Genomic DNA, 15,806 nt, shown 5'->3' on the forward strand with positions numbered 1-15,806 from the left:
TCATGCTCAAACTCCAGATCCCCTCGCAACGGCAGCTCCTCGAAGACATCGCGCTTTGCCTCGTCTTCTTTACCCGGCTGCCGCTGCCGAGAGCCGACTTCCGTGGCCGCAGCCTTGCCGCTGCGATCTGGGCTGCGCCCGTTGCCGGTCTCGCCGTCGCTCTGGCTGGTGCGCTGGTCTACGCCGTCGGAACGAAGCTCGGCCTTGCCGAGGGTCCTGCTGCAGCGTTGACCCTTGCCGCAATCTTGCTTGCCACCGGCTGCCTGCATGAAGACGGGCTTTCGGATGTCGCCGACGGCTTTGGCGGCGGCAAGACGCGCGACAGGAAACTGGAGATCATGCGCGACAGCCGCATCGGTGCCTACGGCGCCTGCGCGCTCGGCATCTCGCTGCTGATCCGCTGGAGCGTGCTCTCTGGATTCGCCGGCCCGGCTCATGTCTTCTGGGCCCTCATTGCCGCGCAAGCGGCTTCGCGCGGCCTGCTCGGCGCCTTCATGCTCCTGCTGCCACCGGCCCGCGCCGACGGCCTCTCGGTTGATGCAGGCACAGTCACCGCCGAAACCGCTATAGCCGGTGCTGTGCTCGGTGCGGCCGCGCTGCTGGCGCTTGGGGTAGGCGCCGCCTTCGCAGCACTCATCCTGCTTGGGCTACTCGCCGCCTTCCGCGCGCTGTGCCTGAACCAGGTCGGCGGCCAGACCGGCGACACCGTCGGCGCCCTGCAGCAACTGGGCGAGATCGCAATCCTGCTCGTCGCTTCCGTTTCCCTTTCCTGACTCTGTTTCGGAGATTTCGCCCCCATGCCTTTCAAATCGCTCGATGAATTGCGCGCCGCCTGCCTCGACCTGCCCAATGGCAGCGACGCCGCGGCCAATGCCGTCGCCCGCCGCCAGGACACGCTGACCAAGCCGCAAGGCAGCCTCGGCCGGCTGGAGACGATAGCCGCCTGGCTGGCGCGCTGGCAGGGCCGCGACATGCCAAAGCTCGACCGCGTCAAGGTCTTCGTCTTTGCCGGCAATCACGGCGTCACCGCGCAAGGCGTGTCGGCCTTCCCCTCGGAGGTCACCGTGCAGATGGTGGCAAATTTCGCCGGCGGCGGCGCCGCCATCAACCAGCTTGCCCGCATCGCCGGCGCCGAACTCGACGTCATCCCGCTCGACCTCGACCGTCCGACCGGCGATTTCACGCAAGAAGTGTCGATGGACGACGAGGCCTTCCTCGCCGCCGTCTCGGCCGGCTACGACGCGATCAGCAGGGATCTCGACCTTGTCTGCTTCGGCGAAATGGGTATCGGCAACACCACGCCGGCGGCAGCCATCTCGACCGCGCTGTTCGGCGGCGGCGCGGAACGATGGACAGGGCGCGGCACCGGCGTCGACGATGCCGGCCTCGTGCGCAAGATCGTCGCCATCGAGGCCGGCCTGAAGCGCCACGCCCCGGCGCTAGCCGACCCCCTGAAGATAGCGGCAGCCCTCGGCGGGCGCGAGCTTGCGGCGATCTTGGGCGCAACACTGGCGGCGCGCCATCTCGGCGTGCCGGTGCTGCTCGACGGCTTCGTCTGCACCGCCGCCGCGGCACCATTGGCGAGATTGCATCCGGCCGGCCTCGCGCACACACTGGCAGCCCATGTCTCGGCCGAATCGGGCCATCGCCGCCTGTTGGAGGCGCTCGGCCTGCCGCCCCTGCTCGATCTCGGCATGCGTCTCGGCGAAGGCTCCGGCGCCTGCCTGGCGGTCAACATGGTCCGCTCGGCATTGGAGTGCCATGCCCGCATGGCAAGTTTTGCCGAGGCTGGGGTTTCGGAGAAGTAAGGACCAGACGGCTGCGATGAATGAACCGCCATATCCTTTTCGTGACCCGAAGCAGGGCATTCGCGAAGTCTATGCGCGAATTGTCCGCGATTTCGATCGGAAGGCTGGGGCCTTTGCCGGGCTCACATACAGTTCACCATGGATGTTGGCCACGGAGGATTGGGCTGAACGATCAGGCCATTCGGTCGAGGACCTATGCGAGATGATTTCTCAAAAGCGGATTTCCTACTTTTCCAAGGAACCCGCGGATCCAGAAACCGTCCGGATTTTTGAGGATTTTCGCAACGCGGCTGAGGAGAGAGAAGAGACCGGCTACGCTGATCTGCCCACGCGCCTCACCCCCGAGATGAGAAAATTTACGAATTACAAGGAGTTAAAAGCACACACGTGGAGACTGTGGAGTTCCATGGGGCTGGATAGATCGTCACACGATTATTTTCTTCGTGACCTCAGCTTTAGGGGCACGATAGAAGATGCTTTTGGCCACGAGGTTCTAGTCGTGATGAAACTAAAGCTTGGATATGGTGGGCCGATCCGGCTGGATTTTAGCTTTCCTTACTACGCAGACGATGAGCCTACATCCTTTGGCCTGGGCGGTCTCTCGGGCGAGGCGCTATTCCATGCACTTCGACTGCCCAGGCATCCGGAACTCGAATGGATCGCCGGCAAAAGCAAGACAAGCTTCGATGCCGTTGCCATAACGCGAGCAATCCTGACCTATCTGAGGCCCACTATCCAGTAGTCGGGCGAGTCGACTAGCCGCTTGCCGACATGTGCGACGGGCAAAACGCTGTCTCGCGCCGCGGCTCGCTAAGGTCTTTCCACCAAATCCTGGAGATTTTTGGTGGGTGCGCACAGGATTGAACTGTGGACCCGCTGATTAAGAGTCAGCTGCTCTACCAACTGAGCTACGCACCCACTCGGCCGGAAAAACCGGCGTTGGCGGGCATATAGCCGCCGACATCCGCCATGTCCAGCCCTGCCGGATTCATTTCCCGACAAATCGCTTGAAGCCGACAACGATCAGACGAAGAGCCTGCCTTCCGCCACCTTGACCGCGTGGCCGCCGATGCGGGCGGCCGCCAGTTTGCCGCCTTCGACATTCAGTTCGAGGCGGATGCGCGAAGGCCGGCCCATCTCCAGCCCCTGCTCGATCCACAGTTGTGAAACGCCGTCGGTCGGGCCGTCGAAATGCATGATCGCGCCGGCGAACGCGGCCGCCGCTGAGCCGGTCGCCGGGTCTTCGTAGGACGGATTGCCGGGCACCATCATGCGGACATGGAAGGCACTGTCGTGGTGCACCGTCTCGCGGCAATAGACGTAGGGGCTGGCGAAGGCCCAGTCGCTTTTGCGTGGTGCGAGCTCCGACCAGGCCTGATTGTCCAGCCTGATCCGGGCAGCCGCCTCCAGATTGGCGACTGGGATGGTCACGTAAGGCACTCCAGCCGACCAGAACGAAACGCGGTGGTTCTCGAAGCCGATCTCGTGCGGCCCAAGGCCAAGGGCCGCGCCGATCGCCTCGGGATCGGCCGACAATTCCAGCTGCGCCGGCAGTTTCGCCAGGTCGAACTCGGCAAAGGTCGAACCATCGTGCTTGCTGACAGCGCAGCGCACCGGGCCGATATTCTCCTCGAGCACGAAGATGCCGGCGGCCTCTCCCGCCATTTCGGCGAGCGCTATCGCCGAGCCGACGGTTGGGTGGCCGGCGAAGGGCATTTCATAGTCGGGTGTGAAGATGCGGATGCGGGCCCGATGCTTGGGATTATCAGGCGGCAGCACGAAAACGGTTTCGGACAGGTTGAACTCGCGCGCCACCGCCTGCATCGCCGCAACGTCCAGCCCGTCACAGTCGAGCACCACGGCCAGCGGATTGCCGGCCAGCCGGTTGGTGGTGAATACGTCGTAAAGCAAGTAATTCCGCGGCTGCATCTCAGTAAGTCCTCTGCCTCATTCCCAACATGAGCGAAATTTAATTTGAATTTTGAACCATTAGGCCTGATTTGTGCACTGATGGGATATCACTGAACATAGGGGTCCGGCGTGGACCAGATTGTCAATCTGCCAAAGACGGAATCCGCTTCCGCCATCGAGACGGCGCTCGGGCTTGACCACCAGGGCCTGAAGACAAAACGCCGTCGCGGTTGGCTTTACCCAATGTTCGCACTGCTTGCCGTCGCCGCGAGCGTCGTCGGCTACCAGTGGTATGCGGGCTCGCCCGCCAAGATCGAGTATACCACGACACTGGCCGCCATGGCCGATCTTACCGTCGCAGTTTCGGCTACCGGCACACTGCAGCCCCTCACCCAGGTCGATATTTCCAGCGAACTCTCCGGCGTCGTCCGCTCGGTCTCGGTCAACGAGAATCAGCTGGTGAAGAAGGGCGATGTGCTGGCCGCGCTCGACACCGCCAAGCTGGAGGTGCAGATCGAGCGCGCCCAGGCCTCCGCCAAGGCAGCGGCGGCGAGCGTCGAGGACGCCACCGTGACCCTGGCCGAAAACGAAAAGGCGCTGGTGCGCGCGGCGCAACTGACCAAGCGCGGCATGGCGACGGACCAGTCGCTTGAAGCGGCAACCGCCACGCGCGACCGCTCGAAGGCAGCGCTCGATATCGCCAAAGCCAACCTCGCCATGGCCAATGCCGATCTCAAGGCGCAGCAGACGGATCTTGCCAAGAGTACCATCTACGCTCCGATCGACGGCATCATACTGACGCGCTCGGTCGATCCCGGCCAGACGGTCGCCTCCTCGCTGCAGGCGCCGGTGCTGTTCGTCATCGCCGCGGATCTGAAGAACATGGAACTGAAAGCTGCGGTCGACGAGGCCGATATCGGCGCCGTCAAACCTGGCCAGCATGCGCGCTTCACCGTCGACGCGTTCCCCGAACGGCCATTCGACGCCGAAATCCGCGACATTTCCTATGCCTCGGTCACCACCGACGGCGTCGTCACATACGATGCAAGGCTGGATGTCGACAACAGCGAGCTTCTGTTGCGGCCCGGCATGACCGCCACCGTCTCGGTCGTCACCAAGCAGGCCAAAAACGTGCTCACCGTGCCGTCGATCGCCTTCCGCTACCGGCCGGCGCAGACGGCGGAGCGCGGCTGGAGCCTCACCGACCTGTTCACCGGCCGCATGGGACGCCCCGGCGGCAACCGCCAGCGCCAGGCGGCGACGAAGCCCACCGACGGCTCGCGCACGCTCTACGTGCTGGAGAATGGGCGGCCGCATCCGGTCAACGTCAGGGTCGGCTCGACAGATGGCGAACTGACCGAGATCGTCTCCGGCCTGGAGGAAGGCGCGCAAGTCATTACCGCCTCGCAGCAGCGGAGCTGATCGTGGCATCGGGCGCGACCCTCATCGGCTTCGACAAGGTCTGGAAAAGCTATGGCCAGGGCGAGGCCCGGGTGCATGCGCTGGCCGGCGTCGACCTCGCCATCAGGCGCGGCGAATTCGTCGCCATCATGGGCCCGTCCGGTTCGGGCAAATCTACGGCCATGAACATCATTGGCTGCCTCGACACGCCGACCGCTGGGACTTACAGCTTCGAAGGCATCGACGCCGGCCGTCTCGACCGCAACCGCCGCGCTGTGCTGCGCAACCTCTATGTCGGCTTCGTCTTCCAGGGCTATAATCTCTTGCCGCGCACCACGGCCGCCGAGAATGTAGAACTGCCGCTGATCTATCGCGGCATCGGTGCCCGCGAGCGCCGCGGCCTTGCCATGCAGGCACTTGCCGAGGTCGGCCTTGTCGGCCGCGAGCATCATACGCCGGCCGAGCTGTCCGGCGGCCAGCAGCAGCGCGTGGCGATCGCCCGCGCCATCGTCACCAGGCCGACGCTGCTCGTTGCCGACGAGCCGACCGGCAATCTCGACACCGCCCGCACGCACGAGATCATGGAGCTCCTGACGCAGCTGAACAGCGAGCTCGGCCTGACCATCGCCATGGTCACGCACGAAGCCGATGTTGCCGGCTATGCGCAGCGCACGATCCGTTTCCTCGACGGCCATGTCGCCTCGGACACAGCCAATCTCGAGATGGCCTAGCCATGATCTGGGAAACCGTCCGCCTCTCGCTCCGCTCCATCCGCCGCAACGTGCTGCGCTCGTTCCTGACGCTGCTCGGCATCGTCATCGGCGTTGCTGCCGTCATCGCCATGCTGACCATCGGCTCGGGCACCACCGAAAAGGTCAAGTCCGATATTTCCAAGCTCGGCAGCAACCTGCTCGTCGTCCGTTCCGGCCGCCCTGCCGGGCCTGGCGGACCTGGAGGGCTCGACCAGGTGGTCCGGCCGCTCGGCGACAAGGATCTTGCAGCGCTTGTCGCGCATCTGGACGGCGCGCGCGCCATCTCGCCGGCCTCGCAAAAGCAGGTACGCGTCATTTTCGGCACCGAAAGCCTGACCTCGGGCGTCACCGGCACCGACAGCGCCTATCTCGATGCCCGCGACTGGAAGCTGGTCTCGGGCCGCCCGTTCAGCGATTCGGAAACCCGCTCGGGGACCGGCGTCTGCCTCATCGGCGAGACGGTGCGCCAGCAGTTCTTCGGCGCCGGGGACCCCGAAGGCGAGATCATCCGCGTCAACCGCACCTCCTGCAAGATCATCGGCCTGCTGGAACCGAAGGGCTATACCGGCTTCGGCCAGGACCAGGACAATGTCGTGCTGATGCCGCTCGCCGCCTATCAGCGTCGCATTGCCGGCAATCGCGATATCGAATCGATCTATGTCGCCGCCGACGACCGTACGCCAACCACGGTGCTGCAGACGCGCGTCGAGGACATCTTGCGCGACACGCGCCGCATCACGCCCGACCGTGACGATGATTTCTCGATCCGCGACATGACCCAGATCGCCGATGCCATGGCCAGCGCCACCACCACCATGACTGGCATGCTCGGTGCCGTCGCCGGCGTCAGCCTGCTCGTCGGCGGCATCGGCATTATGAACATCATGCTGGTGTCGGTAACCGAACGCACGCGCGAGATCGGCATCAGGCTCGCTATCGGCGCCCATGAAAAGCATATTCTCATCCAGTTCCTGGTCGAGGCAACCGTGCTGTCGCTGCTTGGCGGCATCATCGGCATCCTGATCGGCCTGGCCCTTGCCGGCCTCGCCTCGGTGACGCTGACGATCCCGTTTGCGCCAAGCCCGGCGGTCATCCTGCTTGCGGTCGGCTTCTCCGCGCTGATCGGCATGGTGTTCGGCTTCTTCCCGGCGCTGCGCGGCGCACGGCTCAACCCCATCGACGCGCTGAGGCATGAATAGAGCGTTGCAGCAAATGTCGCCTCGCGACGCTGCCACTTTTATGTGCAACCTGCCCTTGTCGCAGCACAATCTGCAATGATAACAATGCTGTTGGGGACTAAGGGGGAACAATGGATGAGCAAGAAAGGGCGACTGGCTCTGGCGATGGTGATCGTCGAATCCGCCTTGGCAGGGCTTTGGTGGAATTTGATCCGTTATGGAATGGATAATCCCGATCGCGTCACCGCTGACTTCCAGCAGGTAATTGGGCAGACGATGGGAACGGCGATGGGGGCGCTCCTGGGTCTCGGCGTGCTGCTGTATTTTGTCGCTGCCCGTAGCGACAAGGCTATTGAAGGCAGGTCGCGACGTTAGAGTCGGAATCCTTGCCCGCAAAGTGCCATTCGATCAGCGGTCTCATATGCGGCATCAACCCGTCCGGCAGGTCGGCTGCATTGCGGATGATGACGGGGCCTTCGATTTCAGGCTCTGACTCGGCCGCGACGAAAGCGCTGATCCGCTGTGCCAGGTCGTCGGCGGAGGCCGTCTCGCGGTAGCGGCGAAAGATCACCGTGCCGCTTGCCGTCGACAGGGCGTAGTGGCGCTTGCCGCGTGTCGCGCCTGACAGGTCGAGGCCGGTCTCCTCCCGCACCTCGCGGATCATGTTCAAGTCGACGTCGACAAGGCCGTCGCGGAAATCGGTTGGCTCGAACGAACCGGCGGCGAAGTAGATGCGCCCGGCATTGACCGTATGCGGCGCCATGCGGATCGCCACCAGCGCATTGTCGCCGGCGACCAGCATGGCATGGGCATAGGCGTGCTCGGCCCCGGCCACCTGTCGATTGCCGCGCCAAAGCATGAAGGTCGAATACCGCACCGCATGGCAGCGGCCAAGGAGGCGATTGTCGCGATAGCTGAGAGCGGAAAGCAGCACCACGGTGCCGTCGAAAAGCGCCGGCTTGGCTGCGGTCTCACGCCGCCAGTTTGCGGCGATCGCTTCGGCATTATCGCGCTCGAACGGATGCGGGCCGGGATCGAGCCTGACGTCGATGGCATCGACCGGCAGGATGACGTTGCGCGGCAGGTCGAAACTCACGCCTGTCTCACGCCATGTCGAGGGCAATTGCTACAGGGCAATGGTCGGATGCCTTCGGCCGGTCCCATCCGGCGCGTGGAAAGCGCTCGACCTCCTGACCCGCCGGAAAAATAGTCCGCCAAGGCTGGCCGTTGCGGATGATATCGGGAACGGCGGTGGCGTTCTGTCTGGCTAGCGCCCTCGACAGAAGGATGTAGTCGAGCTGGCAGAGATGCCGCTCTTCCGGTCCGCGCGTGTGATAGAAAGTCCAGCGATCCATTTCCGGCCGCCGCTCGACCGCGTTTTCGCAAAAGCCGCCGGCAGTGAGCACGTCGATGCAGGACCGGGTCTCGTCGATGACCTCGAAGCGATAGCCGTCGACGGCATCGCCGGTGATCTTCACGCGCTGCCGGTAGTCGTTCATGTCGCCGCAGATTGCCCAGCGCTTGTCGGCGGCATGGTCCTTGCCGAAACGCTCCTCGATGATCCGGCGCACCGCTTGCGCCTCGGCGATGCGCAGCGGCATTGTCGCCTCGCGGCCGTCGAGGCCGTTGCGGGGCGAGCCCATCGACTTGAAATGCACGAGATAGAGCGTCAACGGCGCGCCAGCCACGGTCAGATCGACTTCCAGGCAGTCGCGCCGGAAGATGCGTTCATTGGCCTGGTGACCAAGCGCTGCCAATTCCGCCGTGTGCAGTCCGAATTGCTCGAACGTGACATAGGCGTAGCTGGTCATGCGCACGAATTCGATCGGCTGGCCCTGCGCGGTCTCGTTGCGCATCATCAGGGCGACGTCGATGCCGCGCGAATCATTGCCGGCGGTGGTGTATTTCTGCCGGTAACCTTGCCCCACCATCTTGAACAGATAGCCATATTCGAAGGCCCTCAGCGCCTCGATGTTGTCGACCTCCTGCATGCAGATAATGTCGGCGCGGGTGGCCGCGATCGCCAGCGCCGTCAACTGCCGCGTGTCGTCGGATTGCGCGATCGCCCGCGCCTGCTCGAGCATCTTGTATTCGGCCTCGCTCTGGATGTCGAAAAGCGCCAGCGTGCGATCTTCGTTGAGCTGATTGCGGTATCCAGAATAATCAAACCTGTTCATCAGGTTTTCGACGTTGAAGGTGGCAAGGCGCAGCGACATGGCTTTGACCTTTGCCCGCAAGCGCGCCCGAAAACAAGGGCGCAGAAACCAAGCGGCTCTGATTGATCGCGCGCTCGCCATGGTTGACGGAACCTTTTTGTTCATCTTCCGTTCAGATGGAAAGTTCCATCAATAGGCCCTTCCCCGGGGTATTCTGGGCGTGGGGCCTGAACCTTCGGAGAGTGCGATGAAACCGCTCTTTTTATCTTCCGTCAGATCCGGGCTGATGGCCCTCGGTCTGATCGCCGGCCTCTCGGCCCCCTCGCTTGCCGGGCCGATGCCCAAACCCCTGCTGCCGGTGGCGGGCAATGCCGCCGACATCGTGCAAATTCGTGAAGATTGGGCAGGCGGCAATGACAGGCAGATCTGGCGTTGGCGCAATCGCGGCTTTCGGCAATGGCACGGCGACAATGATTGGAGATGGCGGTCCAACAATTTCCGCGGCCGTCATTTTTCGAGACACTGGGACAATGGCGGCTGGGACGACAGCTGGCGTTGGCGCCATCATCGCCGCCATTACCGCGGCGGCTACTATGATGATAGTGCGGGCGCCGCGATTCTTGGCTTGGGCCTGGGATTCGGCCTTGGCAGCCTGTACAACAGCTATAACTACTACGACGCGCCGCCACCGCGCCGCTATTATCGCGCAGGGCGGCTTTCCAGTGCACATGTCCAATGGTGTTACAATCGCTACCGGTCGTACCGCGCCTGGGACAACACCTTCCAGCCCTATTACGGGCCGCGCCAGCAATGCTACTCGCCCTATAGGTAAGCAGGCCGACAACAAGCATCATTCGGCGCCGTGCTTCGCGGCGCCTTTTTCTTCCAGCCAGGAATCGCGAAAATCGCCCAGTCTCACTGGTGATAACGCTATTTTTATCAGGCAGGTCTAATAATCCTCCCGATCAGAACGCCCGAGACGCGAAGCTGGCTGGATTGCGTGCAATGGCCGAGGACGAACAGAGGGACAAACGCCGGCAGCGCGTCTTGAAGGGCGCGACGATCCTGACCGGCATGACCAATTCCGAGGTCACATGCACGCTGCGCAACATGCATGCCGGCGGCGCCGAATTGAAGGTCTCGATCGACGCGCGCGTGCCCGATGAATTCCTGCTCTATGTTCCGACCGACGGCATTGCCTACGAGGCCGTGGTCCGCTGGCGCCGCGAGGATCGCATCGGCGTGATGTTCACCGGCACTCAGCCAAAGCCAAGTTGGCATTACGGCTGATATCTCCCGGCGCTATCCGGGTGGCAGGACTTGCAGTGTCTGCTCGTCAAACAAAGGCTCATCCTGGCCGACGCGAACGAATAGAAGCTTTCGCAGTTCGGGTGATTGCACCTCGAAATACTGAATGCCGTCCGGGGCTTCGCCCCATTCGCCGCAAGGCGGTTCGCCGACCTCGTCAGGGTTGGCGGCGGCCTTCAATTCGCTGAGATAAACGGCGTCGGGACTGAAGACATACCGCAGGGTGCCCGCGGGCGTGACCCCTTCGGGCATGAGCACGCAACGTGTGCTGATGGCTTTCTCGGTCTTCTGCGTAAAAATGCGCTGCAACGCAGCGACGGCCGCTTCGCCCGGCAGCATATCGAAGACTTCGACGACGGGATCGGCCGGGCCGCCGTCGCTGTATTTGATGGCAAGCGCATTGCCGCCAAGCTCGAAATGAATCCGGCGAAAACCGAAATCGCAGCGCTGCACCCAGGCAGCCAGCCCGACATCCTTGTCCGCCAGCCGTTCCCAAGCGCATTTGTCGACAGGCGGACGCGACGGCTTGCTTTGGTCGGCACGAGCGCCGGTGGCCATGGCCATAAGGACCGGCAGGGCGAAGATGCAGGCCGGCAGTCTCTTGCTATTCATCGCTACAACCCGTCAAGCTAAAGGCGTCCCAGGCTGAACCGTCGGGATTGGCTTTGGCGAAATCGGGCCATTCGGTAAAAATCGCGCCGAAGTCAGGCAACAGCAACCCTGCCGGTGCCGGCGAGGCTTCGCGGGAGCTCAACTGCTCGGCACCGCCTGCATTGAACGCATAGACCTGCCCATCCCACACTCTGCACTGCCCGGTGCCGTCCTCGAGACCCGCCTCACGATCGTCGTCGGTGCAGGTGTGCCGGATCGTGCCCACAGGAAACGAGTACTTGCCATTGGTCCAGGTGATGTCCGACGGCAGATGAATGTCGGTGTTGGGCACGATCAGCGAAAAGACCTCCGTCGTCAGCGCAGCCGGCTCGTTGTTGGTTGGCCGGAACTGTATCGTCGCTCCCGAACGCGGCTCGCGATAGGTCGCATGGCTGAGCGAACATTCTGTTGCGTTCGCTGCTTGCAACACGCTCAGCATGCTCAGAAAAATAGCTGCTGCTTTGCGGATGATCATTTAAGTCCCTTGGAGCAGCATCATTGTGAAGTTTGAGCATCGATGCTTTAGCATGGCCCAAGGCCACGTCGAAAAGAAAGAATCGATGATGCGAAATCTCTTGATGCTCATTTCGATCCTAGCATTTTCGTGCGGCCAAGCCGTCGCCGCGGAACCCTATGTGGGCACATGGTCCGGGAACAGATCGAACTGTACCGCCGTTGCGGATGTTCAACGCCAGACTGTCTACACATTGTACCGCGACGCGCTGTCGGTCCCTGCTCTCGGCTGCGAACACGCAAGGTTCCTCAAGACGCCTACGGGCTGGGTGGCGCGGGCCAGCCAATGCTACGGATCCAACCCGTCGGCCGAAGAGCCGTTCTCCCGTGTCATCCATATTGTTGTCGACGGTGCGACGGTGAGATTGACTTGGCCTGGCTTCGACAGCGGAGTTCTTGTCAGATGCTGAGGACAAGTGCTCTTCCTCTGGATCTACAGCGTCTAGGACGGCAGCTTCAGCACTAGATCACCCCGACAAGCAGCGCGGCTCCACCGAGGAAGCCAACGGCGCAGACCCACAGGAGCCAAAGCCCACTCACCCTGCATTCGAGAACCGCTGCAACCGGGTTGTCGGGATCGTAGTGGACCTCGACCTTATCGCCCTCGAGGTAGCGCTGTGATTGACCGCTGACGAGGCTCGGCAGCGAAGCCGTCACGTTTGCGCCGAAAGCGATGCGATCGGCGGCGTAGCGCTGGCCTGCGACGCTATAGCTGTAGACGATGCGGGATTTGAAGACTGCGCGCCAGGGTCGATAGCCGCCTCCGGACCTGTCGCGGGTCTCGAATTTCTGCAGGCCCGAAGCGTCGATGCGTCCTGCCGTGATGGGCCATTTGGCCGCCTGTTCCGCAAGTGACTTCTGGGCAAAGCCCATGCGCAGGACAAACAATCCCATGAAAAGCAGCAGGGCAGCGGCGCCGAGGTTCTGCGGCTTGGGCAAAAACGGGCGGATCGCTTCGAGGATGCCGCCGACGGAGAAGACCAATACCAGCGCGCCGACCACCAGCCCGGCCGAAAGCTGGACCATGAACTTGAAGGAGCCGTCGGGCATGGTGCGTTCGATCACGGCCTTGGCTGGATCGGCCGGATTGTAGAAGACGGTTACGCCGGCCCCGTTTGGAAATTTCGCAAGGGTTTCCGCCACGGCAAAGTTTCCAAGGTTCTCCTGCACGCTGTAGTGCGAACTGCGAAACTTCTTGCCGTTCACCTTGTATTCGAAGGTGATCGCCGGGAAGTTGCGCATCTCGGTCGACCCTCTGCTGTCCGAACCGGATCCCGAACTGGTCACCTCGCGAGCCTCGACCCGCGACGAGATGATCTTTCCCGGCGTTGGAGACCAGCGGCTGACCGCCCTCACCTCCCACCACTTCAGCAAGGTGACGAGGGACAGCATGCCGGCAACCGCGCAGGCAAACCCGACCAACAGAAATTTGAGTTCCAACTCTCACCCCCTTGGCACTTTTGTGCCATGCCCCGCACAGGCATATCACGGTGATGCGGATAGTGCGCCTGTCCAGAAGCCTGGAAACTACACAATCTTGATGCAAAAAGGCCGGCGGATCGCTCCGCCGGCCTTTCTTGATCGGCAATGAAATTGCGCTCAGTTCTTGGCCTTGTCGACCAGCTTGTTCTTGGAAATTCCCACGCGCCCGCAGGGCGAAGCCCGAGGACACGTAACGAAACGAACGTGGATTTCCTTCAGTTCTTGGCCTTGTCGACCAGCTTGTTCTTGGAAATCCACGGCATCATCGCGCGCAGCTTGGCGCCGACTTCCTCGATCTGGTGGCTGTCGTTGTTGCGGCGGATGCCCTTGAAGCGCGACATGCCGGCGCGATATTCCTGCATCCATTCCGAGGTAAACTTGCCGGTCTGGATGTCCTTCAGCACGCGCTTCATCTCGGCCTTGGTGTCTGCGGTGATGATGCGCGGGCCCGAGACGTATTCGCCCCATTCGGCGGTGTTCGAGATCGAATAGTTCATGTTGGCGATGCCGCCTTCGTAGATCAGGTCGACGATCAATTTGACCTCGTGCAGGCACTCGAAATAGGCCATTTCCGGCGCGTAGCCGGCTTCCACCAGGGTCTCGAAGCCGGCGCGGATCAATTCGACCAGACCGCCGCACAGCACAACCTGCTCGCCGAACAGGTCGGTCTCGCACTCCTCGCGGAAATTGGTCTCGATAATGCCCGAACGGCCGCCGCCGACGCCGCAGGCGTAGGAGAGCGCCAGGTCGAGCGCATTGCCCGAAGCGTCCTGGTTGACCGCGACCAAGCACGGCACGCCGCCGCCCTTCTGGTATTCGCCGCGCACCGTATGGCCGGGCCCCTTCGGCGCGATCATCACGACGTCGACCGAAGCTTTAGGCTCGATCAGGCCAAAATGCACGTTGAGGCCGTGGGCGAAGGCGATCGCCGCGCCATCGCGGATGTTCGGCGCGATCTCGGATTTGTAGATGTCGGCCTGCAGCTCATCGGGCGTGGCCATCATCATCAGGTCGGCCCACTTGGCGGCATCGGCTACGCTCATCACCTTGAGCCCGTCGGCCTCGACCTTCTTGGCCGTCGCCGAGCCGGCCTTGAGGCCGATGGCGATGTCCTTGACGCCGGAATCCTTGAGGTTGAGCGCATGCGCCCTGCCCTGGCTGCCATAGCCGATGATGGCGACCTTCTTGCCCTTGATCAGGTTGAGATCGGCATCGCGATCGTAATAGACACGCATTTTTCTTCCTTCCCGTTTTGAACCAGAGCATGATGCCGAAAAGTGTGAAGCGGTTTTCGGACGACATCATGCTCCATCTCTAGGTGTAGAGCCGGATTCAGATTTCAGGTCGATTCGACCTGAAATCATCCGGCTCTATGGGCCCTGCGGCCCGGTTTTTGCCCCGTAAAGAGCGAGAAACTGCTGCGTCGCCCGGACAGCATCGCCGCCGATCGCTGCATCAGTCAATTCCAGCCGGTCGCCAAGCAGCAAGCGGATCTGCACGTCACGGGCGACCAGCCCGAAAAAGGTGCGGAACGCCGTCTCAGCGTCGGAAAACTCGAGGAAACCAGCTTCCTTGCCTGCCGCCAGCACTGGCGTCAGGCGCCTGGCCAGCGCGAAGCGGCCATTTTCCAGCACGATGGCGCCGAGATCGTCCTTCCCCGAACTAGCATGGCCGACCGCCACCCGGTTCAGCGCGATCGAGGTGTCGCTCGAAATTACCGTGAGCCAGTCCGAAGCGAAGCGTTCGAGGCTCGCCGTCAGCGAAGCAAGGTCGAGCCCCTTGCGGTCGACCGGCACTACCCGCACCTTGGACGCCTGCCATTGTACCGTTGCCGTCAACAGCCCGTCGCGATCGCCGAACCATTTGTAGAGCGTCTCCTTAGAGCAGCTCGCCCGCCGCGCCACGGCGGTCATGGTCAACTGATCGCCCTCTTCGACCAGCAGGCGAAGGGCGGCGTCGAGGACGGCCTTCTGTCGCTCCGTCAGCGCCTCGCTGGTGTCGATGTCGGTCACAGCGTGCAACACAGTCTTTCCTCAGGAGGCAAACTCACCCGCAGTTCAGACACGAACGCGATGGCGTACCGTACGTTACGGTTCGGCTTTATGGCGTATTGCCCGACCCGGCGCAAGCCCTTATTTCTGTAGCGTGCTCCATGCGGGGGCATCACGGGAGACACGGACCATGCTCGCCGGATTGCTTGCCTTGACCGTTGCCGCAGTGTTCGCGGGTGCGGCTATCTACGTCAGCGTCGCCGAGCAGCCGGCGCGGCTTCGCCTCGATGACAAGGCATTGCTGCAGGAATGGCAGCCTTCCTACAAACGCGGCGCCGCCATGCAGGCCTCGATCGCCGTCATCGCCTGTATTCTGGGCCTCGTCGCGTGGTGGCTGACCGGCAATCTCGCTTATCTGGTCGGCGCCTTGCTGATCATCCTGCCTTGGCCATGGACGCTGCTGGTGATGATGCCGGCAAATCGGCTGCTGGAGGCAATGGACGCGAACACCGTCAATCCTGAAGCTCGGACATTGATCGTCAAATGGGGCAATCTGCATCTGGTCCGCGTCGGGCTTGGCGTTCTGGCGACGCTGGCGTTTCTCTGGGGCAGTGCCTGACCTCGCCGATCGGCGCCAGCTTCGGCACGAAGGCGT

19 protein-coding genes and 1 tRNA gene are annotated in these 15,806 nt (G+C 62.6%); 11 read left to right on the plus strand and 9 right to left on the minus strand.

Going from position 1 to position 15,806, the window contains the following annotated elements; translation table 11 throughout:
* Positions 1-2 precede the first annotated feature (2 nt).
* Genes NKI95_RS19605 through NKI95_RS19615 form a run of 3 tightly spaced genes read left to right on the plus strand, consistent with a single transcriptional unit; the run spans position 3 to position 2,550 of the window.
* Positions 3-773 carry an adenosylcobinamide-GDP ribazoletransferase gene (locus NKI95_RS19605; RefSeq protein WP_352718939.1) on the plus strand — a complete coding sequence of 257 codons (771 nt, stop codon included), beginning with the start codon at positions 3-5 and terminating at the stop codon, positions 771-773.
* Between the two features lie 24 nt (positions 774-797).
* Positions 798-1,808 (plus strand): nicotinate-nucleotide--dimethylbenzimidazole phosphoribosyltransferase, encoded by a 1,011-nt coding sequence (gene cobT / locus NKI95_RS19610; RefSeq protein ID WP_352718940.1) that lies wholly within the window; start codon positions 798-800, stop codon positions 1,806-1,808.
* 16 nt (positions 1,809-1,824) lie between these two features.
* Positions 1,825-2,550: a hypothetical protein gene (locus tag NKI95_RS19615; protein WP_352718941.1), complete on the plus strand. Its 726-nt coding sequence runs from the start codon at positions 1,825-1,827 to the stop codon at positions 2,548-2,550.
* 100 nt (positions 2,551-2,650) lie between these two features.
* On the opposite strand, the gene NKI95_RS19620 is transcribed toward NKI95_RS19615, so the two are convergent.
* Positions 2,651-2,726: transfer RNA gene (locus NKI95_RS19620), tRNA-Lys, on the minus strand.
* A 105-nt stretch (positions 2,727-2,831) separates the two neighbouring features.
* Positions 2,832-3,737 carry a PhzF family phenazine biosynthesis protein gene (locus NKI95_RS19625; protein WP_352718942.1) on the minus strand — a complete coding sequence of 302 codons (906 nt, stop codon included), beginning with the start codon at positions 3,735-3,737 and terminating at the stop codon, positions 2,832-2,834.
* 111 nt (positions 3,738-3,848) lie between these two features.
* Between NKI95_RS19625 and NKI95_RS19630 the strand changes: the two genes are divergently transcribed.
* The 4 genes from NKI95_RS19630 (at position 3,849) to NKI95_RS19645 (ending at position 7,425) form a co-directional block, all read left to right on the plus strand.
* Entirely contained in the window at positions 3,849-5,141 is a 1,293-nt protein-coding gene (locus NKI95_RS19630) for an efflux RND transporter periplasmic adaptor subunit (protein ID WP_352718943.1), read from the plus strand.
* 2 nt (positions 5,142-5,143) lie between these two features.
* Entirely contained in the window at positions 5,144-5,851 is a 708-nt protein-coding gene (locus NKI95_RS19635; protein WP_352718944.1) for an ABC transporter ATP-binding protein, read from the plus strand.
* Positions 5,852-5,853: 2 nt separating this feature from the next.
* Positions 5,854-7,071 carry an ABC transporter permease gene (locus NKI95_RS19640; RefSeq protein WP_352718945.1) on the plus strand — a complete coding sequence of 406 codons (1,218 nt, stop codon included), beginning with the start codon at positions 5,854-5,856 and terminating at the stop codon, positions 7,069-7,071.
* 114 nt (positions 7,072-7,185) lie between these two features.
* A complete protein-coding gene (locus tag NKI95_RS19645) occupies positions 7,186-7,425 on the plus strand; it encodes a hypothetical protein (protein WP_352718946.1) in 240 nt (79 codons plus the stop codon).
* On the opposite strand, the gene NKI95_RS19650 is transcribed toward NKI95_RS19645, so the two are convergent.
* Positions 7,400-8,146: a hypothetical protein gene (locus NKI95_RS19650; RefSeq protein ID WP_352718947.1), complete on the minus strand. Its 747-nt coding sequence runs from the start codon at positions 8,144-8,146 to the stop codon at positions 7,400-7,402. The two genes, NKI95_RS19645 and NKI95_RS19650, sit on opposite strands and share 26 nt — an antisense overlap.
* A 7-nt stretch (positions 8,147-8,153) precedes the next feature.
* The gene (locus NKI95_RS19655) at positions 8,154-9,266 is read right to left on the minus strand and encodes an endonuclease/exonuclease/phosphatase family protein (RefSeq protein ID WP_352718948.1); all 1,113 of its coding nucleotides are present in this window, start codon (positions 9,264-9,266) and stop codon (positions 8,154-8,156) included.
* Between NKI95_RS19655 and NKI95_RS19660 the strand changes: the two genes are divergently transcribed.
* From NKI95_RS19660 to NKI95_RS19670, 3 genes are all read left to right on the plus strand, one after another.
* Complete coding sequence (locus NKI95_RS19660; RefSeq protein ID WP_156937338.1) at positions 9,265-9,402, plus strand: hypothetical protein; 138 nt, start codon at positions 9,265-9,267, stop codon at positions 9,400-9,402. The two genes, NKI95_RS19655 and NKI95_RS19660, sit on opposite strands and share 2 nt — an antisense overlap.
* A gap of 51 nt (positions 9,403-9,453) precedes the next feature.
* On the plus strand, positions 9,454-10,038 hold the full coding sequence (locus NKI95_RS19665) for a BA14K family protein (protein WP_352718949.1): 585 nt from the start codon (positions 9,454-9,456) through the stop codon (positions 10,036-10,038).
* A gap of 173 nt (positions 10,039-10,211) precedes the next feature.
* The gene (locus NKI95_RS19670; protein WP_292659122.1) at positions 10,212-10,496 is read left to right on the plus strand and encodes a PilZ domain-containing protein; all 285 of its coding nucleotides are present in this window, start codon (positions 10,212-10,214) and stop codon (positions 10,494-10,496) included.
* A gap of 12 nt (positions 10,497-10,508) precedes the next feature.
* On the opposite strand, the gene NKI95_RS19675 is transcribed toward NKI95_RS19670, so the two are convergent.
* The 5 genes from NKI95_RS19675 to NKI95_RS19695 form a co-directional block, all read right to left on the minus strand.
* On the minus strand, positions 10,509-11,126 hold the full coding sequence (locus NKI95_RS19675; RefSeq protein ID WP_352718950.1) for a hypothetical protein: 618 nt from the start codon (positions 11,124-11,126) through the stop codon (positions 10,509-10,511).
* Positions 11,119-11,640 (minus strand): hypothetical protein, encoded by a 522-nt coding sequence (locus tag NKI95_RS19680; protein WP_352718951.1) that lies wholly within the window; start codon positions 11,638-11,640, stop codon positions 11,119-11,121. The genes NKI95_RS19675 and NKI95_RS19680 overlap by 8 nt, the downstream gene beginning before the upstream one ends.
* Positions 11,641-12,140: 500 nt before the next feature.
* A complete protein-coding gene (locus tag NKI95_RS19685; protein WP_352718952.1) occupies positions 12,141-13,118 on the minus strand; it encodes a DUF3592 domain-containing protein in 978 nt (325 codons plus the stop codon).
* A gap of 257 nt (positions 13,119-13,375) precedes the next feature.
* Positions 13,376-14,395, minus strand: coding sequence for a ketol-acid reductoisomerase (ilvC, locus tag NKI95_RS19690; protein WP_352466900.1), 1,020 nt, complete (start codon positions 14,393-14,395; stop codon positions 13,376-13,378).
* A 135-nt stretch (positions 14,396-14,530) separates the two neighbouring features.
* A complete protein-coding gene (locus tag NKI95_RS19695) occupies positions 14,531-15,184 on the minus strand; it encodes a TetR/AcrR family transcriptional regulator (RefSeq protein WP_352466901.1) in 654 nt (217 codons plus the stop codon).
* A 157-nt stretch (positions 15,185-15,341) separates the two neighbouring features.
* On the opposite strand from NKI95_RS19695, the gene NKI95_RS19700 reads away from it, so the two are divergent.
* Positions 15,342-15,770 carry an anthrone oxygenase family protein gene (locus NKI95_RS19700; RefSeq protein ID WP_352718953.1) on the plus strand — a complete coding sequence of 143 codons (429 nt, stop codon included), beginning with the start codon at positions 15,342-15,344 and terminating at the stop codon, positions 15,768-15,770.
* Positions 15,771-15,806: the final 36 nt, after the last annotated feature.

Origin of the sequence: Mesorhizobium sp. M0306, assembly GCF_040321655.1 — a bacterium.
Taxonomy (GTDB): domain Bacteria; phylum Pseudomonadota; class Alphaproteobacteria; order Rhizobiales; family Rhizobiaceae; genus Mesorhizobium.

Coding starts and splice junctions, on each gene's coding strand:
- NKI95_RS19645 (WP_352718946.1), top strand. CDS start 7,186: ATGAGCAAGAAAGGGCGACTGGCTCTGGCGATGGTGATCGTCGAATCC.
- NKI95_RS19670 (WP_292659122.1), top strand. CDS start 10,212: ATGGCCGAGGACGAACAGAGGGACAAACGCCGGCAGCGCGTCTTGAAG.
- NKI95_RS19660 (WP_156937338.1), top strand. CDS start 9,265: ATGGCTTTGACCTTTGCCCGCAAGCGCGCCCGAAAACAAGGGCGCAGA.
- NKI95_RS19700 (WP_352718953.1), top strand. CDS start 15,342: ATGCTCGCCGGATTGCTTGCCTTGACCGTTGCCGCAGTGTTCGCGGGT.
- NKI95_RS19680 (WP_352718951.1), bottom strand. CDS start 11,640: ATGATCATCCGCAAAGCAGCAGCTATTTTTCTGAGCATGCTGAGCGTG.
- NKI95_RS19605 (WP_352718939.1), top strand. CDS start 3: ATGCTCAAACTCCAGATCCCCTCGCAACGGCAGCTCCTCGAAGACATC.
- NKI95_RS19665 (WP_352718949.1), top strand. CDS start 9,454: ATGAAACCGCTCTTTTTATCTTCCGTCAGATCCGGGCTGATGGCCCTC.
- NKI95_RS19655 (WP_352718948.1), bottom strand. CDS start 9,266: ATGTCGCTGCGCCTTGCCACCTTCAACGTCGAAAACCTGATGAACAGG.
- NKI95_RS19625 (WP_352718942.1), bottom strand. CDS start 3,737: ATGCAGCCGCGGAATTACTTGCTTTACGACGTATTCACCACCAACCGG.
- cobT (WP_352718940.1), top strand. CDS start 798: ATGCCTTTCAAATCGCTCGATGAATTGCGCGCCGCCTGCCTCGACCTG.
- ilvC (WP_352466900.1), bottom strand. CDS start 14,395: ATGCGTGTCTATTACGATCGCGATGCCGATCTCAACCTGATCAAGGGC.
- NKI95_RS19615 (WP_352718941.1), top strand. CDS start 1,825: ATGAATGAACCGCCATATCCTTTTCGTGACCCGAAGCAGGGCATTCGC.
- NKI95_RS19640 (WP_352718945.1), top strand. CDS start 5,854: ATGATCTGGGAAACCGTCCGCCTCTCGCTCCGCTCCATCCGCCGCAAC.
- NKI95_RS19675 (WP_352718950.1), bottom strand. CDS start 11,126: ATGAATAGCAAGAGACTGCCGGCCTGCATCTTCGCCCTGCCGGTCCTT.